This window comes from Arthrobacter sp. efr-133-TYG-104, assembly GCF_030208915.1.
Lineage (GTDB): Bacteria > Actinomycetota > Actinomycetes > Actinomycetales > Micrococcaceae > Arthrobacter.
Genome location: NZ_JARVTA010000001.1, coordinates 308,552 through 331,818, shown reverse-complemented (window position 1 = coordinate 331,818; position 23,267 = coordinate 308,552). Strand labels below are relative to the sequence as shown.

Annotated in this window: 23 protein-coding genes; 8 read left to right on the top strand and 15 right to left on the bottom strand. The window is 62.4% G+C overall.

Features of this window, described 5'->3' with window-relative positions; genetic code table 11:
• Positions 1-34: 34 nt before the first annotated feature.
• Positions 35-586 (bottom strand): prepilin peptidase, encoded by a 552-nt coding sequence (locus QRN04_RS01545; protein WP_284974386.1) that lies wholly within the window; start codon positions 584-586, stop codon positions 35-37.
• Between the two features lie 60 nt (positions 587-646).
• On the opposite strand from QRN04_RS01545, the gene QRN04_RS01540 reads away from it, so the two are divergent.
• Positions 647-1,426 (top strand): hypothetical protein, encoded by a 780-nt coding sequence (locus QRN04_RS01540; RefSeq protein ID WP_284974385.1) that lies wholly within the window; start codon positions 647-649, stop codon positions 1,424-1,426.
• A gap of 99 nt (positions 1,427-1,525) precedes the next feature.
• The gene (locus QRN04_RS01535) at positions 1,526-2,170 is read left to right on the top strand and encodes a GNAT family N-acetyltransferase (protein ID WP_284974384.1); all 645 of its coding nucleotides are present in this window, start codon (positions 1,526-1,528) and stop codon (positions 2,168-2,170) included.
• Positions 2,171-2,280: 110 nt separating this feature from the next.
• Here the strand turns inward: QRN04_RS01535 and phoH2 are convergent, their stop codons facing one another.
• On the bottom strand, positions 2,281-3,660 hold the full coding sequence (phoH2, locus tag QRN04_RS01530; RefSeq protein WP_502868749.1) for an RNA 5'-3' helicase PhoH2: 1,380 nt from the start codon (positions 3,658-3,660) through the stop codon (positions 2,281-2,283).
• 262 nt (positions 3,661-3,922) lie between these two features.
• A complete protein-coding gene (locus QRN04_RS01525) occupies positions 3,923-4,684 on the bottom strand; it encodes an isoprenyl transferase (RefSeq protein ID WP_284974382.1) in 762 nt (253 codons plus the stop codon).
• A gap of 178 nt (positions 4,685-4,862) precedes the next feature.
• Between QRN04_RS01525 and trhA the strand changes: the two genes are divergently transcribed.
• On the top strand, positions 4,863-5,504 hold the full coding sequence (trhA, locus tag QRN04_RS01520) for a PAQR family membrane homeostasis protein TrhA (RefSeq protein ID WP_284974381.1): 642 nt from the start codon (positions 4,863-4,865) through the stop codon (positions 5,502-5,504).
• 16 nt (positions 5,505-5,520) lie between these two features.
• Here trhA and QRN04_RS01515 read toward each other — a convergent pair whose 3' ends face one another.
• From QRN04_RS01515 to mca, 3 genes are all read right to left on the bottom strand, one after another.
• On the bottom strand, positions 5,521-7,713 hold the full coding sequence (locus QRN04_RS01515) for a thioredoxin domain-containing protein (protein ID WP_284974380.1): 2,193 nt from the start codon (positions 7,711-7,713) through the stop codon (positions 5,521-5,523).
• A 107-nt stretch (positions 7,714-7,820) separates the two neighbouring features.
• A complete protein-coding gene (locus tag QRN04_RS01510; RefSeq protein WP_284974379.1) occupies positions 7,821-8,114 on the bottom strand; it encodes a hypothetical protein in 294 nt (97 codons plus the stop codon).
• Positions 8,115-8,223: 109 nt separating this feature from the next.
• Positions 8,224-9,138, bottom strand: a complete 915-nt coding sequence (gene mca / locus QRN04_RS01505) for a mycothiol conjugate amidase Mca (protein WP_284974378.1) — start codon at positions 9,136-9,138, stop codon at positions 8,224-8,226.
• 77 nt (positions 9,139-9,215) lie between these two features.
• Here mca and QRN04_RS01500 point away from each other — a divergent pair, with 77 nt between their 5' ends.
• Positions 9,216-9,674, top strand: a complete 459-nt coding sequence (locus tag QRN04_RS01500; RefSeq protein WP_284974377.1) for a DUF4307 domain-containing protein — start codon at positions 9,216-9,218, stop codon at positions 9,672-9,674.
• A gap of 153 nt (positions 9,675-9,827) precedes the next feature.
• Positions 9,828-10,322 (top strand): transcription elongation factor GreA, encoded by a 495-nt coding sequence (greA, locus tag QRN04_RS01495; protein ID WP_284974376.1) that lies wholly within the window; start codon positions 9,828-9,830, stop codon positions 10,320-10,322.
• Positions 10,323-10,448: 126 nt separating this feature from the next.
• Here greA and QRN04_RS01490 read toward each other — a convergent pair whose 3' ends face one another.
• From QRN04_RS01490 to QRN04_RS01475, 4 genes are read right to left on the bottom strand one after another with little or no spacing between them, the layout of a single operon-like run.
• On the bottom strand, positions 10,449-11,066 hold the full coding sequence (locus QRN04_RS01490; RefSeq protein ID WP_284974375.1) for a rhomboid family intramembrane serine protease: 618 nt from the start codon (positions 11,064-11,066) through the stop codon (positions 10,449-10,451).
• A 13-nt stretch (positions 11,067-11,079) separates the two neighbouring features.
• Complete coding sequence (ilvA, locus tag QRN04_RS01485; RefSeq protein WP_284974374.1) at positions 11,080-12,318, bottom strand: threonine ammonia-lyase; 1,239 nt, start codon at positions 12,316-12,318, stop codon at positions 11,080-11,082.
• Positions 12,319-12,321: 3 nt separating this feature from the next.
• Positions 12,322-13,524: an AI-2E family transporter gene (locus QRN04_RS01480; RefSeq protein ID WP_284974373.1), complete on the bottom strand. Its 1,203-nt coding sequence runs from the start codon at positions 13,522-13,524 to the stop codon at positions 12,322-12,324.
• 44 nt (positions 13,525-13,568) lie between these two features.
• Complete coding sequence (locus tag QRN04_RS01475; RefSeq protein WP_284974372.1) at positions 13,569-14,549, bottom strand: aldose 1-epimerase family protein; 981 nt, start codon at positions 14,547-14,549, stop codon at positions 13,569-13,571.
• Between the two features lie 125 nt (positions 14,550-14,674).
• On the opposite strand from QRN04_RS01475, the gene galT reads away from it, so the two are divergent.
• From galT to QRN04_RS01460, 3 genes are read left to right on the top strand one after another with little or no spacing between them, the layout of a single operon-like run.
• Positions 14,675-15,865 carry a galactose-1-phosphate uridylyltransferase gene (galT, locus tag QRN04_RS01470; protein WP_284974371.1) on the top strand — a complete coding sequence of 397 codons (1,191 nt, stop codon included), beginning with the start codon at positions 14,675-14,677 and terminating at the stop codon, positions 15,863-15,865.
• Positions 15,862-17,025: a galactokinase gene (galK, locus tag QRN04_RS01465; RefSeq protein WP_284974370.1), complete on the top strand. Its 1,164-nt coding sequence runs from the start codon at positions 15,862-15,864 to the stop codon at positions 17,023-17,025. The genes galT and galK overlap by 4 nt, the downstream gene beginning before the upstream one ends.
• Before the next feature lie 59 nt (positions 17,026-17,084).
• Entirely contained in the window at positions 17,085-18,323 is a 1,239-nt protein-coding gene (locus tag QRN04_RS01460) for an acetyl-CoA C-acetyltransferase (RefSeq protein WP_284974369.1), read from the top strand.
• On the opposite strand, the gene QRN04_RS01455 is transcribed toward QRN04_RS01460, so the two are convergent.
• The 5 genes from QRN04_RS01455 to QRN04_RS01435 form a co-directional block, all read right to left on the bottom strand.
• Positions 18,320-19,231: a Bax inhibitor-1/YccA family protein gene (locus QRN04_RS01455; protein ID WP_284974368.1), complete on the bottom strand. Its 912-nt coding sequence runs from the start codon at positions 19,229-19,231 to the stop codon at positions 18,320-18,322. The genes QRN04_RS01460 and QRN04_RS01455 overlap by 4 nt on opposite strands.
• A 175-nt stretch (positions 19,232-19,406) precedes the next feature.
• Entirely contained in the window at positions 19,407-20,120 is a 714-nt protein-coding gene (locus QRN04_RS01450; RefSeq protein ID WP_284974367.1) for an ABC transporter ATP-binding protein, read from the bottom strand.
• Positions 20,107-20,994 carry an ABC transporter ATP-binding protein gene (locus tag QRN04_RS01445; RefSeq protein WP_284974366.1) on the bottom strand — a complete coding sequence of 296 codons (888 nt, stop codon included), beginning with the start codon at positions 20,992-20,994 and terminating at the stop codon, positions 20,107-20,109. The genes QRN04_RS01450 and QRN04_RS01445 overlap by 14 nt, the downstream gene beginning before the upstream one ends.
• Complete coding sequence (locus tag QRN04_RS01440) at positions 20,987-22,189, bottom strand: branched-chain amino acid ABC transporter permease (protein ID WP_284974365.1); 1,203 nt, start codon at positions 22,187-22,189, stop codon at positions 20,987-20,989. Before QRN04_RS01440 ends, QRN04_RS01445 begins: the two co-directional genes overlap by 8 nt.
• The gene (locus QRN04_RS01435; RefSeq protein WP_284974364.1) at positions 22,186-23,205 is read right to left on the bottom strand and encodes a branched-chain amino acid ABC transporter permease; all 1,020 of its coding nucleotides are present in this window, start codon (positions 23,203-23,205) and stop codon (positions 22,186-22,188) included. Before QRN04_RS01435 ends, QRN04_RS01440 begins: the two co-directional genes overlap by 4 nt.
• Between the last annotated feature and the right edge of the window lie 62 nt (positions 23,206-23,267).

The window sequence follows — 23,267 nt, the reverse complement described above, 5'->3', positions numbered from 1 at the left end:
GCAGGGCAGGCCTGCCCTTGCAGACAGGCTATCCCTACGCCGGGAGCACCACCATGGCGAGGGCGGCTCCCGCGAGCATGAACGGGCCGAAAGGAATGGCTGAACGCAGGGTGCCACGCCGGGCGGCAAGTATCGCCAAGCTCCAGAGGCCACCGAGCAGGAAAGCAGCGAATGTAGCCGCCATCATGTGGTTCCACCCGAGGTAGCCCAAGTAGAGGCCCAGGACGCCGGCAAGCTTGACATCGCCAAAGCCCATGCCTGGTGGATGGATGACCCTGAGGACGAAGTAGAAGAGCCACAACGCTGCGCCCCCGGCCAAAATCCGAAGCCCGGGAACGCCGAACAACGCCACACCCAGTCTGCTCGTTCCGTCCGTACCGCCAAAGAATCCAACCACTGCGGCCGCGAGCAGGAGCGCTCCCGCCACGGCGTAAGCGGGGAACACGATGCGGTTGGGCAGCAGATGGCTCCGAACATCGATCACCGTGAGCCGGACAGCCATCACTACGAAGTACAGGCACGCGGCAGCCACGAGCCAGAAGCCCAGCGGGCTGGCATCCCAGAGGTCGGAGAGTCGTCGGATCACCTTTGGATGCTATCCCTATGTGCCTTCTTCGCCGAGTTCGACCCTAGGTAAACTGTGGATATGGGCCAATATGGTGCAGGCGGACCGGCTTTCGACTTATCCTCCACATTCCGAAACCTTTGCCGATCTTCGCCGTGGAGATGGACCACCCTCAGGTTCGAGTACCTTGAGCGGCCCGGAAACCAGGAGCGGCCCGGGAACGTCTCCATCATGGTGCGTGCTTGGCTCAGGAGGCCTGGAGCTCTCCGGCTCGAAACGCCCGATGGCCAGTTGCTTCACAGCACCACCGGCATCAACGACTCCCGGGATGATCTTTATGTCAGCGCCACCCGCCGCTCCTGGTTGCTTCCCGCGCACTTGGTGACACCCGTGTACGACGACGCCGGGCTGGTCCGGCGTCGTCCGGAGGCGGCCTATGGCGAGCCCTCCTTTGGGAACGGTAGGCTCGCGGCCGCGCTGGATCCCGTGGAACTCACCGGCAATGCACCCGTGCCCATCGAATTTCCGGACACCAACCGGGTCTTCCTGGAACAGCCCCGCGAGGTGGACCATGAAGGCCGTCCCGCACTCGAAACTGTGGTCACTCCCAGCCGGACGTACGTCCCATCGGACCCTGCGGAACCTTTGGTCCATCCCGGCCGGACCCTGATAAGGGTCGACGTCGGCACGGGAGTCTGCGTAGCCAGCGAGAGCTTGGACGGCGATTCCGCGGGCAAGGGGCACCGGCTGAACATCCTCGGCGTCGATGAATACATGTTGGATGACCTGTTCTTGGCCGAGTCCATGAACCTCACCGATGTCCGCCGCCACATCCCTTGGGACATCGGTCCGGCGGCTTGATCCCGGTAGCCTCATCCAGGAAGCGTGACCCGGCATTCCAGCACAGCGTGGGCAGGCGCATGACTCGCACGGGGCCGCGCCACGGGCTAGGCTACGGCGATGACCTCGCTGGCAGAACTCTGGCCCCCCTTCGGACTCACCCTGACGACGCCGAGGCTTAGCCTCCGCCCGATCCTTGACGAAGACATCCCTGCCGCCGTCGCTGCTGCCCGCTCGGGTGTCCACCAGCCCGGCAAAAGCCCCTTCAGTACCCCTTGGGCGGACCTTCCAAGCCACGAATTGGCACCCAACATGGCCCAGTGGTACTGGCGTTGCCGCGCGAACTTCACGCCTGCGTCCTGGACGCTACTTCTGGGCATCTGGCACCATGACGAATTCCTCGGTGTCCAGGACATCGCCGCGAACAACTTCGCATCCCTCAAAACCGTTGGCACGGGCTCCTGGCTCAAGCAGTCCGCGCAGGGACGCGGCTTCGGCAAGGAGATGCGTGCCGCCGTCGTGAGCTATGCCTTCGATTCCCTGAACGCTGAAGCGGCGGAATCTGAGGCAGCTGCATGGAACGAGCAGTCTTTGGGCGTTTCGGCGAGCCTCGGCTACAGGCCCAATGGCATCTTCCGCGACGATTGGGGCGGCAAAGTCCAAGAGGTGCAACGGGTTCGGCTGACCCCGGACACCTTCAACCGCCCGCAGTGGACCCTAAAAGTCCAAGGCCACGAAGAGCTGAAGAACTACCTGAAGCTCTGACCGCGGCATCGCGAAGGCCAGGCATCCGGCAGCGTGCGTCAAAGCGAGGAACGAGCTAGCACGCAGAGGATGCCTGGCCTTCGCCGGACCGCGGACGGCTGGCAGCGACGTTAGATTTCAGCCCCTTCGAGCAGCTCCGTCACCAGGGCCGCAATCGGCGACCGCTCGGAGCGGGTCAGTGTGATGTGGCCGAACAGCGGATGCCCCTTGAGAGTCTCGACGACGGCGGCAACGCCGTCGTGCCGTCCCACACGGAGGTTGTCGCGCTGTGCGACGTCGTGGGTGAGGACGATCTTGGAGTTCTGTCCAATACGGCTCATCACCGTCAACAGGACGTTCTTCTCAAGTGACTGGGCCTCATCGACAATCACGAAGGCATCGTGGAGTGACCGCCCGCGGATATGGGTCAGGGGAAGGACCTCAAGCATGCCCCGGTCCATGACTTCTTCAACGACCTCTTGGCTGACCAACGCACCCAGGGTGTCGAAAACGGCCTGCGCCCACGGGTTCATCTTTTCCGACTCGGACCCCGGGAGGTAGCCGAGTTCCTGGCCGCCCACGGCGTAGAGGGGCCGGAAGACCACTACCTTGCGGTGTTCGCGGCGCTCCAGCACGGCTTCAAGGCCGGCACACAGGGCCAGCGCGGACTTGCCGGTTCCAGCCCTGCCGCCAATGGAGACGATGCCCACCGACGGGTCCATGAGCAGGTCAATGGCGAGCCGTTGTTCTGCCGAGCGGCCATGGAGCCCAAACACATCCCGATCGCCCTTGACCAGGCGGACTTGCTTATCCGTCCCTACCCGTCCGAGGGCGGAGCCGCGGTTGGAGAGGAGGACGAGGCCAGTGTTGACCGGGAGCTCGGCCGCTGCGGGGATGAAGGCGGGTTCGTGGCCGTAAAGGGTGGTGATTTCTTCCTCGGTGGCCTCAACCTCGGCCATGCCTGTCCAGCCTGAGTCTTTGACAAGTTCGTTCCGGTACTCGTCGGCTTGCAATCCCATGGCGGAGGCCTTGACCCGCATAGGAAGATCCTTGGAAACCACCGTGACGTTGTGGCCTTCGTTGGCCAGGTTCTTGGCTACAGCCAAGATACGGCTGTCGTTATCTCCGCCGCGGAACCCTGCTGGCAGGACCTCCGGAGAGATGTGGTTCATTTCCACCCGGAGGAGTCCCCCGGCCGTTCCGATCGGTATGGCGTGGTCGAGTCCACCATGTTCGATCCTGAGATCGTCCAGGAGCCTGAGGGCCTTCCTGGCGAAATAGCCGAGTTCGGGGTCGTGGCGTTTCCCTTCGAGTTCGGTAATGACCACGATCGGAACGATGACTTCGTGCTCGGCGAAACGCAGGAGAGCGTGCGGGTCCGAGAGGAGGACTGATGTGTCGATCACATAGCTGCGTCCTGCGGCCGGCGTCGCGGTCGGTGTTGTGCTCCGCGCTTTGCCTGAGGTCCGCTTGGCGCGGGAGGGAGCTGCGCCTTCCGCGTCGGAATCCATCACGGGCAGTTGCTCTGAAATAGCCACATCGACTCCAGCCCCGGGCGGTCGCCCGGCCTAATGGTGAAGCGGCTCGGCCGGAAGGCCGGGCGTGGCCTCCCATGTAACTGGTGCGAAAGTTCGCTCCATGTACTGGCCTCCCCGATCAGCGGGCGGTTTTGCCTGCTGATGGGATTAACGTAATCCCACTCACAGGAATTTCCGCCATCCGTCATCGGCAAGTCGGATGTCTGGAAGGAGAATTCCGGATTAACCGGAAAGCCTAGGACCCGAAGCGGCGTTGCCGGCCGGCATAGTCCCGCAGTGCCCGCAGGAAGTCGACCTTACGGAAGGCAGGCCAGAGTGCCTCGCAGAAATAAAACTCGCTGTAGGCGCTTTGCCACATGAGGAATCCTGAAAGCCGCTGTTCCCCGGAGGTGCGGATCACCAGGTCGGGATCCGGCTGGCCCCTGGTGTAAAGGAACCGTGATATGTCATCCACGGAAAGTTCATCGGCGACGTCGGACATCGTGCGTCCGTTGGCGGCCGCCTCATGCAGAAGTTCCCGGACGGCGTCGACGATTTCGCGGCGTCCGCCGTAGCCGACCGCGACGTTGACATGGATTTTCTCGTGGGCGGGCGTTCGGGACGTCAGCTTGTTGAGGCGTTCGGCCAAATAGTCGGGCAGGATCTCGGGGGCGCCCATGGCATGAACTGATACGGCATCGTCTTCGTCCAGGCGATCCATGGTGTTGGCAATGATGCCCATGAGCAGGTCCAGCTCTTCCCCTGAACGGTTCATGTTGTCCGTGGAGAGCATGTACAGGGTTACGACCTCGACGCCGAGCTCTTGGCACCAGCCCAGGAATTCGTGGATCTTGTCGGCGCCCGCCTGGTGTCCCTCGCTGGTGGGAGCATTGAATTGCCTGGCCCACCTGCGGTTGCCGTCCACCATGACGCCGATGTGGCGCGGAATCTTGTCCTGCTTGAGTGAACGCAGGAGTTTGCGCTCATAGAAGCCATAGAGGAAACCGGGCAGTTCCACCGGACTCTCACCTGACTTCCTTACTTGTACGACTTCCCTGCGTGTACGACGACGCACATCCAAGGCTACCTTCCCGAGCTGAATAGCCGGTGCAGACGGCGCAAGCGCCTGGGTTACCGAGCGCAAGCGACTGGGTTACCCGCAAGTAACTTACCGAGGCTCAGGTTATTCTTGAACCATGGCCGAGATTCTTGAAACCAAGCCCCTGTGGCGCGGATGGATCCACGCGGTCGCTGCTCCTTTCGCCCTGGCGGCAGGGATCATACTCGTGTCAGTGGCCCCCACCGGGGACCGGAAAATAACGTCGGCCATCTATGCCCTCACGGGCGTGATGCTCTTCGGCGTGAGCGCCGTCTACCATCGAGGCAACTGGGCACCCAAGACCCGGTTGGTCCTTAAACGGCTGGACCACACCAACATCATGCTGGTCATTGCGGGCAGCTACACGCCGCTGGCTTGGTCCTTGCTCGAGCGGTCCCAAGCGGTGACCCTGTTGTGGCTCGTGTGGTCCGGTGCGATCATCGGGGTGCTGTTCAGGATCCTATGGACGCATGCTCCGCGGTGGCTCTACGTGCCCGTGTATATCGCCCTGGGGTGCGGTGCCTTGTTCTACCTTCCGCAGTTCTTCGCGGCCAACCCGGCCGCTGCGATCCTTATCTGCGTTGGTGGCGCTCTCTACATCGCCGGCGCCGTGTTCTACGCGACAAAGAAACCGAACTTCAGTGTGCAGCACTTCGGTTTCCACGAGCTCTTCCACGCCTTCACCGTTCTCGCTTTCGCTGCGCACTTCACGGCCATCATGATGGCCGTACTCAGCTAGCTCAACAGCTTACGGATCATCGCTCCGACGCCATCGCTTCCAACCTCGCTTGAACGGCGACCGGATCCTCCAGTGGTCGCTCGCAGACCATGCCGCGACATAGGTACACCTGCGCGGAGCCGTCGGGCCCTCCGGATCTGTTGAGCAGCAGCGGAACCTCAGCTTCCGGGTTCAATTCCCTTTCGGAGGCGGGAGCGGAAGCGTTGCCGGGGCCGTCGTCGTCGTCGGGGCCCTGCACGGCGACCACCAGGCCGGGGTGGGCCGACTTCAACAGCAGCGCATGCAGTTCGCGCCGTTGAGGCGTGTCAGGCCCGGCGACGGCGGCCTCCACCGGACCTTGCAGCGCCGCTTCCGCGGTGGCCAGAAGCCAGCCGGCAACCCGCGGGGCCCGGGCCGCAAGCGGCGGCAGCAGGCCAAGGATGTTGCCCGCCATGAGCCTGTGCTCCTGCGACCCCGAGTACGCCGCGTACGTCAGCAATGCTCCCGCGAAAGCGGCCGCGCCGCTGGGGGTTGCGTTGTCGAATGGGTCCAGGGCCGCGTGCTGCCCCTGCGCGTTGAAGACCTGCGCGGATTCCGCGGCGGAGTCGGCCAGCTGGCCGTTGCTGGCAAAACGCGTGCATGCAGCCTCGATGAGTTGTTCAGCGAGCCGGTACCACCGTTTTCTGCCGGTCACGGCGAACAGGGCAAAAAGTCCATCGGCGCAGAACGCGTAATCCTCCAGCAACCCACCGATGCCTCGGGCCCGGGAGTCGTGCGAGACCCGAATCAGGAGCTGCTCATCGTCCGCCCAGTGGACGTCGTGCAGGTAACGCGCAACGGCCTCAGCGGCCTCGACCAGCTCGGGGCGGTCCAAGATGGCGCCGGCTTCCGCGAGGGCCCCGACGGCGATTCCATTCCATCCGACGACCACCTTCTCATCCCGGGCCGGCTGATCCCGGCGGGTACGGGCAGCCAGAAGTGCGGGTTGGGCCCGGTTCCAGAGCTCTTGCTCATCCGGAGACAGCTGCCGTGCAGGGTGCAGCGGGGACCCCAGCTCCGAGACGGTCCCCTTTGCGCCCACGTTCATCATGGCGCACACGGCCCCGCCCAACTCCGGCCCGAGCACGTCTTCCACTTGGCCGGGCGTCCAAAGATAGGTTGCGCCCTCTTCGTGGACGCCATCGACCACCGTGTCGGCGTCGAGCGACGAGGCCAAGGCGCCCCCGGGCAGCTGGAGGGACCCGAGCAACCAGTCCGCGCACGCTGATGCCACACGTGCCGCTTCTTCGGCCCCGAACACCCCGTTGCCGCCCAAGCGCGCCCAGTGGGAGTAGACACGGAGCAACTGGGCATTGTCGTACAGCATTTTTTCGAAGTGCGGCACGGACCAATTGGCCGTGACTGAATACCGGTCGAATCCGCCGTCGAGCTGGTCGCGTAAAGCGGAGCGGGCCATGCCGGCCAATGCGCGGCCGGCCATGTCGGCTGCCGTCTTAGCGGTGCCATCCCCGTCGTCGGGGACAGCGGCATGGCGGATCAGGAATTCCAGAACCGCCGACGGCGGGAACTTAGGGGCGCCGCCGAACCCACCGGCGTCTGCGTCTTCCGAGCGGGCCAGGACGCTGACGGCTTCTGGAAGGAGCCCGGCATCGAGCAGCTCGGGCGGCCCGTCAAGCCGCACTACGCCGGCCGACTGCGCAGAGGCCATGTTCGCTGCCAGTCCCCGTGCGTTCTGTTCCACCGCATCCCTGCGCTCCACCCAAGCCTCATGCACTGCCTCAAGCACACTGCGGAACGACGGCCTGCCCGGCAAAGGAATGGGCGGGAAATACGTCCCGGCGTGGAAAGCCAAGCCGTCCGGGGTCAGGAAGACGGACATGGGCCATCCGCCCTCGCCGCTGATGGCCTGCGTGGCCGCCATGTAGATCGAGTCAACGTCGGGCCGTTCCTCACGGTCCACTTTCACCGACACGAAATGGGCGTTTAGATACTCGGCTGTCTCGGTGTCCTCGAAGGACTCGTGCGCCATGACGTGGCACCAATGACAGGCCGCATACCCGATGCTCAAAAACACCGGTACGTCACGACGCGTTGCTTCGGCAAAGGCTTCATCCCCGAACGGAAACCAATCCACCGGGTTGTCCTTGTGCTGGAGGAGGTATCGGCTGTAGGCGCTGGCAAGTCGGTTCACAGTTCCATCATCGCCCAGAGCTCCGCGAGCGCGACCCATTGACCTCGTGATGCCTACGGATTGGCCAAAGCCTCAGAGCCTCCCGGCGGCGAGCTCCGGCAGGAATGCGTAGCGCCTCTTGCCCGCTGGAGTCAGCCGCGCTCCGGTCAGCGGGCTGAGGAACCGGTATCGCCGTTGTTGTCCGCCCGGTCGCCACCGTTCACGGAGCCGTCCGACTCGGCCGCCAGGCGAGATTCTTCAACCTGCGCCCGGTAGCGGACGCGGCGGATGCGTCGGACCATGTCCACAATCAGGAGGGTCGTGAGAACGACGATGAAGGCCGTAAGGACAAAGCCCCAAGTACCCGGCGTCACCTGGTCCTCCGATAGGCCGGGCCGCAAACCGGGCAGTGTCGGATCAGGCGACGGGCTGACGGTCAGGGCGAGAATCAAGTGGTGCACGTTCAAACCTTCTGTGGGCGCCGGTGCGTGCCGGAGGAATCAGTACGTGGCCGGAACTGGACGGCCACCCGGCGATTTCTACAAACCATAGAAACCGCCGCTACCTATCTTATGCCGCGAATCTGATACCAGCGAAGAGGTCCTTCTCCGGTAGCTCGGAGGACACTGTGGAATGGATCAAGGTGAAGTCCTCCCACGGCCAGACCTTGCGTTGCAACTCAGGCGAGACCGCAAAGAAAAAGCCAAGCGGATCGATCTGCGTGCGGTGGGCACGGAGCGCATCATCCCGCGCCTCAAAGAAGGCACCGCAATCCACCTGCGTTGTGGTTTTGTGCGCCGGTTCCGGCGGGGTGTGGCCTTCGGCGTCGGCCTCCAACCACTTGGCGAGCCGTTCAGCGTAAGGAGACTGAAGGCCGGCTTCTTCGAGCGCAAAGTGCAGTGCCCGGAAACGATCGGGGCTGAAGGCACGGTCGTAGTAGAGCTTGCTCGGCGCCCACGGCTCGCCCATGTCGGTGTAACGGGTGGGATCGCCCGCCGCTTCGAAAGCTTCGACGGCCACCTTGTGCGCCATGATGTGGTCCGGATGCGGATAGCCGCCGTTTTCGTCGTAGCTGATCATGACGTGCGGCTTGAAGTCCCTCACCAGATGGACCAGCGGCGCAGAGGCCCGTTCCAGCGGTTGCAGTGCGAAGCATCCGGGCGGCAGTGGCGGGAGTGGATCCCCTTCCGGAAGTCCGGAGTCGACAAATCCGAGCCAACGCTGGCGGATGCCAAGAACTGCCGCCGCATTGGCCATTTCGAGGCGGCGGGCTCCGGCCATGTCCCGTTTGGGGTGCGGAGCGTCCTCCATAGCGGGATTCTGGATGTCCCCCCGGGAACCGTCGGTGCAGGTAGCGACCATGACATCGACTCCCGCAGCGGCGTACATTGCCATGGTCGCTGCACCCTTGCTTGACTCGTCGTCAGGGTGGGCGTGGACGGCCAACAGCCGGAGCTGCTGGTCGGAACTGCTGGACGCTGTCACGTGACGGCTCCTCTTTCATGGATCGAACAATTCCCGGGCAGTGCGGCAGCTAGCAATGGCCGCACTAAACTGGACAGGTGACTTCAAAGGATCTTTCGGCCACCGGCGTGCCAGCAGATAACAGCCTAGCCAATCGCTACGGCGGTAAAAAGCGTGGCCTGACTCGAGCGGCCAAGCGGATCATCGTCATCGCCGCACTCATAGTCGGCATCGCCTTCGCGGTCTGGCTTGCCACCAGCTCCACGCAAGCACCGGTCACGTCGAAGGACATCGGCTACAGCGCCGTCGATGGAACCCAAGCTGAGGTGGACTACCAAGTCACCAAGAACCCTTCGGCCACAGCAAAGTGCGCGGTCAAGGCCCTGGATTCAAAGTTCGCGGTGGTGGGCTGGAAGGTGGAGGAAATAGGGCCCAACGATCCCCGTCAGGGTGCGGACGGTGGCAGCACCACCAGCCAACGGGCGGTCCTCCGGACCGAGTCCCCCGCGGTTTCCGGCGTCGTGGACAGTTGTTGGATCGTGGACAAGGGTAAATAACAATCGTGTGACCTGCCCCTCATCCGGTTTGGGTTCGTCCAAAGGATTTACTACAATGGATGAAACCTTCACCCCGTTAAGTTGGTTACTGAGTTCCACGAGTGGCCACCTAGGCGGGGCTTTTTTGCATTGTCAGATCAAGAGGAGAAATCCGTGTCTACCACCAACAGCGCCACAGCAGCTTGGCTTACCCAGGAAGCTTTCGATCGCTTGAAGGCTGAGCTGGACCACCTTTCCGGCGCTGGCCGGGCGGATATCGTCCAGAAGATCGAAGCGGCACGCCAGGAAGGCGACCTCAAGGAAAACGGCGGCTACCACGCGGCAAAGGAAGAGCAGGGCAAGATCGAGGCTCGCATCCGCCAGCTGACCGTCCTGCTGCGTGACGCCCAGGTGGGCGAGGCTCCGGCAGATGATGGAATCGTCGAACCCGGAATGCTCGTGGTTGCCCGCATCGCCGGCGACGAAGAGAAATTCCTGCTTGGTTCCCGCGAAATCGCAGGCGACTCAGACCTGAATGTCTTCAGCGAAAAATCCCCGCTCGGCGCGGCCATCATCGGCCACAAGGAGGGCGAGAAATTGAGCTACGTCGCCCCGAACGGCAAAGAGATTCCCGTGGAAATCGTTTCCGCGAAGCCGTACGTCGCCTAACCAGCAGCTCGCAGGGCCCAAGCAACGCACGACGCCGGTCCCCCCCTTTCTTGGGCGGGCCGGCGTTTTTGCGTCCCGGGTTGTTCGCGGGCCGGCGTTTTCGCGTCCCGGCCTTTTCACGTCGGCTCAGGCGCGCCGGTAGGAATGCCCTTTGGGACGGAGGAGAACGGCTGCAATAATCCCGCCGACTGCCCCGCCAAGATGGGCCTGCCAAGAAACGTATCCCATCACCGTAGGCAGGACGCCAAAAAGAATGCTTCCGTAGGCGAGGAAGAGCACCACCGACAGTAAGATCTGCCACCAGCTTCGGTTGAAAAACCCGCGTACCAACAAGAACGCGAACAGCCCAAAGACGAGCCCTGAGGCCCCCACCGTGACCCCTCCCTCGCCAATCAACCACACCGTGAGTCCGGATCCTAACCAGCTGAAGGCCAGCGCAGTGATGAAGACGCGGAAGCCGGAGAGGAACGCCAGGAACCCGAAGATGGTCAACGGCAGCGTGTTGGAGAGCAGATGGTTGAAGTTGGCGTGCAACAACGGAAAGGTCGCTATGTCCAAGATTCCAGCAACGTTCCGCGGCCTCAGCCCGAAGTCCGCGTTGAGCCTGTGCGCCAGGAATGTGTTGAGGAACTCGATTCCGTAGAGCAGGATCACGAAGCCGCCCATGAACAGCAACCCGCCCTTGGCCCGGCCGGCCAATGTTTCCTTGGCGGCGTCGGACCCATTGGGCTTGTCGATGACCATGGGCACTTCCTTGCTAGTGCACCACGATCGGCTGGAAGCCCTCGGCCCGCAGCGCGCCAAGGACTTGCTCGCCGTGCTCATGGCCCTTGGTTTCCAGGTTGATGGTGATCGAGACGTCACCCATGCTGATGGCACCGCCCAACCGGGTGTGGTCCAAGCCGGTTACGTTCGCATCGTTTTCGGCGATGATGCGGGCAATCGTGGCCAGCGAGCCGGGGCGATCATCGAGCATCATGCGAACAGTCATGAAACGCCCTGCCGCAGAGAGGCCGCGCTGGATCACTTTCAGCATGAGCATGGGATCGATATTTCCGCCGGAAAGCACGACGACGGTGTTCCCCGGGTTCTCGATTTTGCCGTCCATCAGCGCGGCTACTCCCACCGCTCCAGCGGGCTCCACAACCATCTTGGCCCGTTCCAGCAGGAAAATGAGGGCCCGCGCCAGTGAGTCTTCGCTGACGGTGACGACGTCGTCCACCAGTTCGCGGATGATACTGAACGGAAGCTGGCCTGGCCGCCCCACCGCGATGCCATCAGCCATGGTGGACACCTTCTTCAGCGGCACCAGCGCATCAGCAGCCAAGGATGGCGGGTAAGCTGCGGCGTTCTCCGCCTGCACACCTATGACGCGGATCTCACGGCCCAGCTCCTTGGCCCGCTCCTTGATGGCGACGGCGACGCCGGCCAACAGCCCGCCACCGCCGACGCCCATGAGGATGGTGTCCACGTTGGGGATTTGCTCAAGGATTTCCAGCCCAATGGTCCCTTGGCCTGCAACAACATCCACGTTGTCAAAGGGGTGGACAAAAACGGCGCCGGTTTCGTTGGCATAGCGCTGCGCTTCCGCCAAGGCCTCGTCCACGTTGTGGCCATGCAGGATCACTTCAGCGCCGTGACTGCGCGTGGCGGCGAGCTTCGGCAGTGCCACGCCAAGGGGCATGTAGATGCGGGCGTTGATTCCGAGGCTCTTTGCTGCGACGGCGACACCCTGCGCATGGTTACCGGCGGAAGCAGCTACGACGCCGCGCTTCTTTTCCTCATCGGTGAGCCGGGCCATGCGAACGTAGGCGCCCCTGACTTTGAAGGAGCCTGCGCGTTGGAGATTTTCGCACTTGAAATAGACGTTGCCACCCACGAGGGTGCCCAACGCGCGGGACGTTTCCACCGGAGTCTTAGTAATAATCCCCTCGAGCAGCTCCTGCGCCTTAAGGACATCGTCCAGGGTGACGGGCAGGGTTTCGAGGGTATTCACTGACTATTCTCCTTTGTTGGTGGCGGCCGCAGGGTCCTCGGAGGGGTCCCCCGATGCAAGGGTCTTGCTGTCGGTGCCATGATCAGCTCCGACGTCGGGCGTGCCAAGCCCTTCATTATGTTCCCATGTCCGGCCCGCGATGTAGCGAACTGCCGTGTTTACTACGGCAAGCAACGGAACGGCGAACAACGCTCCCGGGATGCCTGCAAGGTAGGAACCGGCTGCCACGGACAAGATCACGGCCACTGGATGCAAGGACACTGCCTTGCCCATGACCAAAGGCTGGAGGATATGGCTTTCGAGCTGCTGCACCAGCAACACGATTGCCAGCATGATGAGCGCGTTGATCGGTCCATTGGCCACGAGGGCGAGCAGCACCGCGATGGCGCCGGTCACCAGGGCCCCTACCACCGGGATGAAGGAGCCGATGAATACCAGGACCGCCAAGGGCAGGGCCAAGGGCACCTGGATGATGGCGGCGCCGACGCCTATGCCCACCGCGTCGACGAAAGCTACGAACATCTGGATCCGCACGTAACTGACCATGGATGTCCAGCCGCGGCGGCCGGCACCATCGGTGGCACTGCGGGCGGCTTTGGGCATCAGGCGGACAAGGAACGACCAGATGCGGCTGCCTTCCAACAGGAAGAAAATCAGGATGAAGAGCGACAACACGAGCCCGGCGGCGAAATGGCCTGCGGTGCTGCCAACGGACACTGCACCGCTCACGATGCTGCTGCTGTTGTTCTGGAGGGCGTTGACGCCGTCGGAAATGTACCGGTCGATCTGGTCCGCGGTCAGGTGCAGCGGTCCGTCTGCCAACCACCCTTGGACCTGTTGAATTCCAACCAGCGCTTCCTGCCATAGCTCTCCAATTCCGGAAATGAGCTGCCTGCCCACCAATGCGAGCGCCCCGCCAATAACGCCGATGAAGCCGAGTACGGTGATAGCGACTGCGACGCCGTTGGGTACTTTCCGGTCGCGGAGCAACGCGACAACGGGATACAACAAACCAGCCAGGAGTGCAGCGACCATCAAGGGGATCATGAGGAAACTGACTTGGCTGAGCAGCCAAACCAGGACGCCGATCATGAGCAGTATCAAACCCACGCGCCACGACCACGCTGCGGCAATGCGGACCCCATACGGGATGTCCTCGGCGATTTGACGGTCGGTGCGGGGTTTGGCGTCAGGTTGTGGCGTCATGACCCCATAATTCCGTAGCCCGTCCCGTAACGGAAACCGGGCCCCTAGAGGGACGCGGTGATGGCCCAGCGGGAGGTAAATTCCTCCCCAGGTTCGAGCCAGCGCAAGCCGGTGCCGCTGTTGAAGGCGTTGGCCGGCCCCGTCATGGGTTCAATCGCTACGGCACGGGATCGTCCGGGGAACGTGTCCGTGATGAAGACCTGCACATACTGGCAAGCCTCTCCGTGTTCAAGACTCACGCTCCGGCCATCCGGCGCCGTCAGAGTGTGCCTGGCCACGCCGTCGTCGAACGCCAAATCCGTCAGTGCCACATCCACGAGGCGATCACCCACGGTGACTCCCGTCCGGAAATCGGAATCGCCGTCCACGGGTTCCGAGCTGCGTGGAATCAATTGTTCGTCCGTCACCAAGCGGGTGGCAGCGGCTACGGTCAGGACCAGATCCTCCGGCCGAACCTCACCAATGCGGAGATACGGATGGGCACCCAGGACAAACGGCGCCTTCGCGGTGGAGTCATTCACCAGTGTTTGGGCCACCCTGAGGTCAAGGTTCGCATCGAGTTCGTAGCGCACTCGATGCCGGACCAGGAACGGGTAGCCGTGCTGGGGAAAGACGGTCGCTTCCAGGGTCACGGAGAACTCGGATTCATCCACCAGTGCGTAACCGGTGTTCCGCAACAGTCCGTGGCTGGCGTTGTTCCGGGATACTTCGGTGATGTCCAGTTGCTGCTTCTTGCCGTCGAGGTGCCACAGGCCGTCCGCAATCCGGTTGGCCCACGGCGCAAGGGTGATCCCTGCTGCTCCCGGCGGTATCTGATCATCCGCGTAGCTCTCGGTCAACTGCACACCGCCTCGGGAATAGAGGCGCAGGCCAGCGGCAAGTTCGACGACGACGGCCAGCGCGTCGCCGCGACGGAGCTCGAACTGCCGCCCGGTGGCAAAGCGTCGGGAACGGTACGACGCTGCTGTTTCTTCGGCAGGTAGGGCCGGTGCAACGGCGGCCACGGAAGGCTCGGAAGCATGCATGGCAATACCGTACTGCATCTCCCGGAGCGCGGGCTTTTTGCACTGGCCTGCCTGGACCATTCCAGGCAAATGTTAACTAATGTGCGCTTCTATGCGCTTTTGGTTGCTTATGGAATAATCAAATCATGAGCCGAATCACCAGCACGCGCCTTGCGGACAGCCGGGAACTTATCTACTTCGATGACCCCGCCACACCTGTCCGGGAGCCGGGGTCCTTGGTTGACCACCGGCCCCTTCCATCGCGGGGTGAACCGGGTGAGGTTCGGTACGACGCCCTCTCCGGCGACTGGGTTGCCGTGGCCGCACATCGGCAGTCCCGCACGCACCTGCCGCCAGCGGATCAATGTCCGCTGTGCCCCACCACTGCCGCGAACCCCTCGGAAATTCCGGCTCCCGACTACGACGTCGTGGTGTTCGAGAACCGCTTCCCTTCCCTCGGGCCCACGGCCGGAGAGGTCCCGGAACTGCCCACTGTGCACCGACATGGCATCAAAGGCGCTGCACACGGACGATGTGAAGTCATCGCGTTCACGCCGGAACACACCGGCGCTTTTGCCAAGCTCAGTGAAACGCGTGCCCGTACGGTCATCGAGGCGTGGGCTCAGCGAACCGAAGCACTCAGCGGGCTGCCCGGCGTCCAACAGGTGTTCCCCTTCGAGAACCGTGGCGCGGACATCGGCGTCACCCTGCACCACCCCCACGGGCAGATTTACGCGTACCCGTACCTCGCGCCCCGCGCAGCGCAATTGGGTGCGGTGGCGCGGAAGTATTACGACGACGTCGACGCGAAAGAGACGCTCGCGGCGTCGCTGTTGAAGGCTGAACGGGAAGACGGCAGCCGCATGATCCTCGAGGGCAACCACTTCAGCGCTTACGTTCCTTTTGCCGCTCGCTGGCCGTTGGAAGTGCATCTGGTCCCGCACCGCAGTGTCCCCGATTTGGCCGGGCTGACAGGCGAGGAACGGGATGAGCTGGCAACCGTCTACTTGGACCTGCTCAATCGCTTGGATGCCCTCTATCCCACGCCCATGCCCTACATTTCCGCCTGGTACCAAGCCCCTCTGGATCCGGCGCTTCGACCGGCAGGTCAGCTCCACCTGCAATTGACCTCACCCCGGCGAGCCGCCGATAAGCTGAAGTATCTGGCCGGTTCGGAAGCTGCCATGGGGGCATTCATCAACGACACCACACCGGAAGCAGTAGCGGAGCGGCTGCGCAGTGTGGCGCCCGGCAGTGTGGCGCCCGGCAGTGCGGCGCCCGGCAGTGCCGCCCCGACACAGACCATATCCACCACCTTGGAGGGCTCGTCCGCATGAGGACCACCGATTCCCGCACCGGCATGCTCACCTCCCGCTTCGAGGAGACGTTCGGCGCAACTCCCGACGGCGTCTGGCAGGCACCAGGACGGGTGAACCTTATTGGTGAGCACACCGATTACAACGAGGGATTCGTGCTGCCTTTCGCGATCGACAAGACCGCAAAAGTGGCTTTGCGGCTGCGCAGCGATTCCACTGTGCGCCTTCTTTCCACCTTCGGTGGCCATGGCTTGGTTCAGGACGATCTCGCAGGGCTGGAGCCCGGGTCCGGCCGTGGCTGGTCGCGGTACCCACTGGGGGTTGCTTGGGCCCTGAAAGAACGCGGCGTGCAGGTACCCGGATTCGACCTCCTTCTCGACTCAGACGTGCCTCTCGGGGCCGGGCTGTCCTCCTCCCACGCGATCGAGTGCGCCGTTATCACTGCACTAAACGAGCTCACCGGTGCGGGTTTGGCCGCAGAGGAATTGGTACTGGCAACCCAACGGGCCGAGAATGCCTTCGTTGGCGCGCCCACCGGAATCATGGACCAGTCGGCCTCCCTCCGAGGCGCGAAAGGGCGGGCCGTCTTCTTGGACTGCCGCGACCAGCACGTGGACCTCGTCCCGTTCGACGCTGAAGCGTCGGGCCTGGTCCTGCTGGTCATCGACACCAAGGTCTCACACTCCCACGCCGACGGCGGCTACGCCTCGCGCCGCGCTTCCTGCGAATTGGGTGCCAAGACATTAGGCGTCAAAGCCCTGCGCGACGTCGGCGTGGCTGATTTGGTTGAAGCCGCGACGCTCCTGGACGACACCACGTTGCGACGGGTCCGGCATGTGGTCACGGAAAACGATCGTGTCCTCCAAACCGTGGACGTTCTGGCCCGCCAGGGTCCGGCCCACATCGGCAGGTTATTGGACGCGAGCCATGCCTCCATGCGTGACGACTTCGAGATCTCCTGCGCCGAGCTCGACCTCGCTGTTGAAACTGCGCGAGCGAGCGGTGCCATTGGGGCCCGCATGACCGGAGGTGGTTTCGGCGGCTCGGCGATCGCGTTGACTCCAGTGGCCCAGGAGCAACAGGTGCGTGACGCCGTCGTACATGCCTTTGCCCAGGCGGCCTTCACCGCACCGGATATCTTTACTGTTACTCCCGCAGCAGGAGCACGCCGGCTCGCGTAAAGCATTGACCGGACAGGCCACGGGAGTCTGGTTGCCGTGGCCGGGCGTATGCTGGGGCCATGACTGAGGCTGTCATTGTTTCTACCGCCAGAAGTCCCATTGGCCGAGCCTTCAAAGGTGCCCTGAAGGATGAGCGTCCGGATGATCTCGCCACTGCCATGGTGGAGGCAGCATTGGCAAAAATTCCTGCGTTCGAGCCCGGCAACGGGGATGGCCAAGGGCTGGATGATCTTCTGCTGGGCTGTGCGGAACCGAGCGGGGAGGCCGGCTCCAACATGGCGCGGGTAGTTGCCGTGCTGGCCGGACTGGACCGGGTTCCGGCAGCGACTGTCAACCGTTTTTGCGCGTCGAGCCTCCAGGCCCTGCGGATGGCCTTCCACGCGATCCGATCAGGAGAGGCCAACGCCGTCATCGCCGCCGGAGTGGAAAGCGTGTCCAAGTACCAGAACTGGGTGGGCGCCGGTGAGACAGATACCTCAACCCACAATCCCCGCTTTTCCGCCGCGGCCCAACGCACTGCCGCCCGGACGGCGTCGAATACTCCGTGGACCGATCCCCGGCTGGGTGGCCGGCTCCCCGACATCTACATCTCCATGGGGCAAACGGCGGAAAACGTCGCCACCACTTATGGAATCGGGCGAATGGAACAGGACGAGTGGGGCGTTCTAAGCCAGAACCGGGCGGAGACGGCTATCGCATCCGGGTTCTATTTCCGGGAGATCACTCCCTATACGCGGAAGGACGGGTCCGTGGTGGACCGCGATGACTCCCCCAGGCCGGGAGTCACCATGGACGCTGTGTCCGCGCTCCAGCCAGTATTTCGTGCCGAGGGCACGGTTACGGCCGGCAACGCCTGTCCCCTGAACGACGGCGCCGCAGCAATAGTGGTCATGAGCCACTCCCGGGCGCGGGAACTGGGATTACAACCCTTGGCCCGGGTGGTCTCTACAGGTGTTAGCGCCCTCTCCCCCGAACTGATGGGCATGGGTCCGGTGGAGGCATCGCGGAGGGCGCTGGAACTGGCTGGCTTGACCATGGATGACATCGACCTCGTGGAACTCAACGAAGCCTTCGCGGTGCAAGTGATCGCCAGTGCCCGCGAGCTCAGCATCGATCCAGGCAAACTCAACGTCCACGGCGGCGCGATCGCGCTCGGGCACCCGTTCGGTATGACCGGAGCGAGGATGACCACCACGCTCCTGAACGGGTTGAAGGAGCGCGATGCCACCCTTGGCCTGGCGACGCTGTGCGTCGGGGGCGGCCAAGGGATGGCCGTGGTTTTGGAGCGCTTGAGCTAGTCGTCGCCCCGCAGGATCGCGAGCAGGCGGATGATCTCAACGTAGAGCCACACCAGGGTCACAGTCAGGCCGAACGCGGCGGTCCACGAGTAACGCTCAGGCGCACCGGCACGGACGCCGTACTCAATGTTGGTGAAGTCCATGATCAGCGAGAACGCAGCTAGCCCGATGGCCAGGATGCCGATGAAGACGCCCAGCGGAATCCCGGCAATGTGGATGCTGCTCCTAAGACCGAAGGGTTCCTGGACGGCGCCGGTCCACATCATGACCAGGTTGATGACGGCAAACACTGCGTAGCCGATGGTGGCGATCATGAAGAAGCGGACCATCTTAGGCGTGGCGCGGACCTTGCCGCTCCTGAAAAGCACCAGCGTCACGGCAAAAACTGCCAAAGTCCCAATGACGGCCTGCATTCCGACACCCGGGTACATGTTGTCCAAAACGCGCGTGAGACCACCAAGGAACAGGCCCTCGAGTCCGGCATAAGCCAGGATCAGCGCCGGTGATGGCTGCTTCTTGAAGGTGTTGACCAATGCCAGCACGAATCCGCCCAAAGCACCCAGAATCATGAGTCCGCTGGACAGGCCCGGGGCAACGAAGAGCGTAATCCCGGCGCCAACCACCAATGCCACAAGGCAGGCAACGGTCTTCATGATGACGTCGTCAAACGTCATGCGCCCCGTGTCCGCGGGGCTGGCTGATGGCTGGTTGTAGAGGTGTTGGAGCTGTTCGTTGGTCATGTTCTGCTGCTGGGCGGACCAAGCCGCCTGGCCGTCCATGACCTGTCCCTGGACCCGGCCAGGACCTTGGTTGAACGGCTGGCCGTAGGGATTTTGCGAAACAGGCGGGGCCTGCGTGGCTCGACGGAAGTTCTTTCCGTTGAAGATGGGGTTGCCGCCTAGTGCCATGGGGGATGTCCTCCTGAAAGGGCTGAGTGATAATTCACGGTACCAATTACCACGGCTGCCCCGTTGGGTTAGTTCCCTTGTTCACATGAAGAAGCGCAACTGTGACCCTAAAACTAGCGGCGGACCCAACAACCGACGACGGCGGCACCCGTCCAGGAACGGGCGCCGCCGGGAACTACCCAACGCCGAGATAGGCCTCCTTGATGGCCGGATTGGCCAGCAAGTCCTTTCCGGTGCCGCTATGCGTAATCTCCCCCGTCTCCAGGACGAAGGCCCGGTGTGCGCGGGCCAAGGCCTGGTTCGCGTTCTGTTCGACGAGGAGAACGGTTGTTCCTTGTTTGTTGATCTCGGTGATGATCTTGAAGATCTGCCGGATGAACTGCGGAGCCAGCCCCATGGAAGGCTCATCGAGCAACAGCAACTTCGGATTGGACATCAATGCCCGCCCGATCGCCAACATCTGCTGCTCGCCACCACTCATGGTTCCGCCGAACTGCTTGGCGCGCTCTTTAAGGCGAGGAAACAGGTCGAACACCCGCTCAAGGTCATTGGCGACCACGGACCTGTCTTTCCTACCGTAGGAACCCATGTCCAAGTTCTCCATGACGGTCATCCCCGGGAAGATGCCCCGGCCTTCCGGTGCCTGCGATATCCCGCGAATCACACGGATATGGGCCTTCATTCGCGTTATGTCCTGCCCCGCAAACGTGATCGATCCCGACGACGGGTTCAAAAGCCCGGAAACAGTCCTCATGGTGGTGGTCTTCCCAGCACCATTTGCGCCAATCAGCGAAACAATTTCCCCTTCATCGACTTTGAAGGACATGTCATGAATGGCTTGAATCCGGCCGTAGTGGACGGAAACGTTCTTGAGCTCAAGCAACGTCATCTTCAGGCTCCCCGAGATAGGCGGAAATAACTTTGGGATCATCGCGAATCACCTTGGGCTCGGCGTCGGCGATTTTTTTGCCAAACTCAAGCACAACGATCCGGTCAGTGACTCCCATGACAAGCTTCATGTCGTGCTCAATGAGGAGCACGGTGTAGCCGTCATCCCTAATGGTGCGGATGAGCGCCATCAGTTCTTCTTTTTCCGCCGGGTTAAAGCCGGCAGCAGGCTCGTCCAAGCAGAGAACCTTAGGGTCCGTAGCGAGCGCCCGGGCAATCTCCAAGCGCCGCTGGTAACCATAAGGCAGGTGGCGGGACAGGAAATGCGCGTGATCAGCGATGCCGACGAACTCCAAGAGGGCCATGCCACGCTCGACGGCGGACTTTTCCTCCCGCGTGTGCGTGGGCAAACGCAGCAGGGCCCCACCGACGCTGGTCCTGTGCCGGGCGTCCAAGCCCACCACCACATTCTCCAGAGCCGTCATCTCACCGAAGAGGCGGATGTTCTGGAATGTCCTCGCAAGCCCGCGCCGGGTGATCTTGTGTTGGGCCAAGCCGTTGAGGGCCCGCCCCTCCAGCAGCACCTTCCCGGATGTCGGTTTGTAGACACCGGTCATCGCGTTGAAGCAGGTGGTTTTGCCTGCGCCGTTCGGTCCAATCAGGCCCAGGATCTCGCCACGGTTGATATCGAAGGACACGTTATCCAACGCAGTGAGTCCGCCGAACTTGATGGTGAGGTTCTGGACCTGCACCAGGGCATCGCCCACGCTGACTGCAATTTCGCGCTCCGGAGCAACCTTCTCAGCAACTTCGAGATCGACACCTTGTTCCTTAAGGGCCTCGACGTCGATGTCCGGTTCAATTGCCTCACTCATCGCCGGCCCCCTTTCCTGTGCTTGTAGTCAACTGCCCGGTACCCGGCTTCTTCATGGCCAAGGCTTTGACTTTGTTGTACGCGATCCGCCCGTACGCGAGCAGGCTCTGACGTGCCGGCAAGATGCCTCCCGGGCGGAAGATCATGATGAGCACCAGCGCGGCGCCGAAGATGAGGTATTTGAATTCGGCAATTGCGGTGAACCTGAGCGGAATGTACGCCACCAAGGAGCCGCCCAGGATGGCGCCTACCTTGTTGCCGGTGCCTCCCATGACCACGGCAGCGAGGAACAGGATGGAGGTTGCGATATCAAACTTCTGATTGTTCACGAACCCCACCTGGCCTGCGAACAAGGCCCCGGAGAGGCCGCCGACCGAGGCTCCAATGGCGAACGCCCACACCTTGTACTTGAAGGTGGGAACGCCCATGATTTCGGCCGCGTCCTCGTCCTCGCGGATGGCAATCCAGGCCCGTCCAACCCGGCTGCGTTCCAAGTTTCCGGCGGCCAGGAGAACGAGGATGATGATGGTCAGCGTCAGCCAATACCAGGGAGTTCCGTTGGAGTTCAGGAAGATGGGCTGCCCGCCTGAGTCCGTTCCCGGCGGGTGACCCACGTTCTGGAAACCCACTTGGCCTTTCATGGCCGGGATGATCGTGGCCAGGATTCGCACAATCTCACCGAAGCCAAGAGTCACGATTGCCAGATAGTCACCGCGCAATCGTAGTGTAGGCACACCCAGCATGACCCCGAAGAACATGGTGATGGCCATCGCCAACGGCAGCGTCCACAGGTACGGAATGTGCACATAGGGCGAGTCCGGACTGGTGAACATCGCTGCGGTATAGGAACCGACGGCGAAGAACGCCACGTACCCGAGGTCCAAGAGGCCCGCATAACCCACGACGACATTCAGGCCTACCGCCACCAAGGCATAAACAGACATCTGCGCCAGGGCGATCTGCCAGTTATTGCCGGGCTCGGTGGTGATCAACGGCGGGTTGAGGATGGGAAGCAGGTAGGCAATCACCACCACCACAATGAGGATCAACCATTGCTTTTGGCGGGAGAGGGTATTCCACTTCTCGCCAAGCCCCGGAAACCACCCCTTTCGAGGCTTCATCTTGGCTTCCCGGTCCATCATGGCCTGAGCAGCAGCATCGTCCGGAATGAGGGTAGGTCCTTCTGTAGTGCTCATGCTTTGCTCTTTCCTAGCGAGCTGCCCAAGATACCTTCAGGCCGCACAATCAATACCAAAACCAGGACAACGAAGGCAACAACGTCAGTCCATTGTGAGCTGCCCAGGAGAACCTGGCCGTAGTTGCCGATCAGGCCGATCAGCAGGCCGCCGAGCAATGCACCGCGAACGTTGCCGATGCCACCGAGGACAGCTGCCGCGAATGCCTTGACGCCCAGAATGAAGCCACCGCTGTACTGGACACCGGAAGGGATCTTCATGACGTAGAACAAGGCGGCTGCGCCGGCGAGGACTCCACCGATGATGAACGTGGTCACAATGATCTTTTCCTTGTTGACGCCCATCAAGGTGGCCGTATCCGGGTCCTGCGCCACGGCTCGGATACCGCGACCTGTCCGGGAACGCCGGATGAATTGGTCCGTGGCAACCATGAGGATTACTGCTGCCACGATGATGACAACCTGCTGGGAATCGATGATGGTTCCGAAGACATCGAACAGAGGCGTCGGGCGGAACATGGTCAGCGCAGCTTCGGGGCTGGGACCACGCCACCAGTAGATCGTGTACTGGATGGCGAAGGAGACACCGATGGCGGTAATCAGGAATGCCAAGCGTGGAGCCTTGCGTTGTCGCAGGGGTTTATAGGCGACCCGCTCCACAATGACCGCCATGAGCGCGGAAGCCACGATGGCAACAACCAAGGCGAGTACGAGGTTCCCTACAATGGCCCAAAAAGCGAGCTTCGGAGCCGACGGGCCGAAGTTGAGGGCACTCAGGGTGAAAAACACTCCGTAACATCCAGTGATGAAAACTTCGGAGTGGGCAAAGTTGATGAGGTTGAGCACGCCATAAACGAGCGTATAACCGAGCGCCACCAGCGCGTAGATTGCCCCGAAGGTCAATCCATCAAAAGTGGAACTCCAAAAGTTCTGGGCCAGCGAATTCACGTCGAATGTAATCCACGTGTCATCGGTACTGACGGTTCTGATCAAACTAGGGATAACTTCAGTGATCATGGATGCTTCCTGATGCGGTCAAGAGAAATGCTGGGGGTTTGCATAAATGCCTACCCCCAGCA

Coding starts and splice junctions, on each gene's coding strand:
- QRN04_RS01460 (WP_284974369.1), top strand. CDS start 17,085: ATGACTGAGGCTGTCATTGTTTCTACCGCCAGAAGTCCCATTGGCCGA.
- QRN04_RS01455 (WP_284974368.1), bottom strand. CDS start 19,231: ATGGCACTAGGCGGCAACCCCATCTTCAACGGAAAGAACTTCCGTCGA.
- QRN04_RS01445 (WP_284974366.1), bottom strand. CDS start 20,994: ATGAGTGAGGCAATTGAACCGGACATCGACGTCGAGGCCCTTAAGGAA.
- galK (WP_284974370.1), top strand. CDS start 15,862: ATGAGGACCACCGATTCCCGCACCGGCATGCTCACCTCCCGCTTCGAG.
- galT (WP_284974371.1), top strand. CDS start 14,675: ATGAGCCGAATCACCAGCACGCGCCTTGCGGACAGCCGGGAACTTATC.
- phoH2 (WP_502868749.1), bottom strand. CDS start 3,660: ATGGATTCCGACGCGGAAGGCGCAGCTCCCTCCCGCGCCAAGCGGACC.
- QRN04_RS01435 (WP_284974364.1), bottom strand. CDS start 23,205: ATGATCACTGAAGTTATCCCTAGTTTGATCAGAACCGTCAGTACCGAT.
- QRN04_RS01480 (WP_284974373.1), bottom strand. CDS start 13,524: ATGACGCCACAACCTGACGCCAAACCCCGCACCGACCGTCAAATCGCC.
- QRN04_RS01540 (WP_284974385.1), top strand. CDS start 647: ATGGGCCAATATGGTGCAGGCGGACCGGCTTTCGACTTATCCTCCACA.
- QRN04_RS01440 (WP_284974365.1), bottom strand. CDS start 22,189: ATGAGCACTACAGAAGGACCTACCCTCATTCCGGACGATGCTGCTGCT.
- QRN04_RS01535 (WP_284974384.1), top strand. CDS start 1,526: ATGACCTCGCTGGCAGAACTCTGGCCCCCCTTCGGACTCACCCTGACG.
- QRN04_RS01475 (WP_284974372.1), bottom strand. CDS start 14,549: ATGCATGCTTCCGAGCCTTCCGTGGCCGCCGTTGCACCGGCCCTACCT.
- trhA (WP_284974381.1), top strand. CDS start 4,863: ATGGCCGAGATTCTTGAAACCAAGCCCCTGTGGCGCGGATGGATCCAC.
- QRN04_RS01515 (WP_284974380.1), bottom strand. CDS start 7,713: ATGGGTCGCGCTCGCGGAGCTCTGGGCGATGATGGAACTGTGAACCGA.
- QRN04_RS01450 (WP_284974367.1), bottom strand. CDS start 20,120: ATGACGTTGCTTGAGCTCAAGAACGTTTCCGTCCACTACGGCCGGATT.
- QRN04_RS01490 (WP_284974375.1), bottom strand. CDS start 11,066: ATGGTCATCGACAAGCCCAATGGGTCCGACGCCGCCAAGGAAACATTG.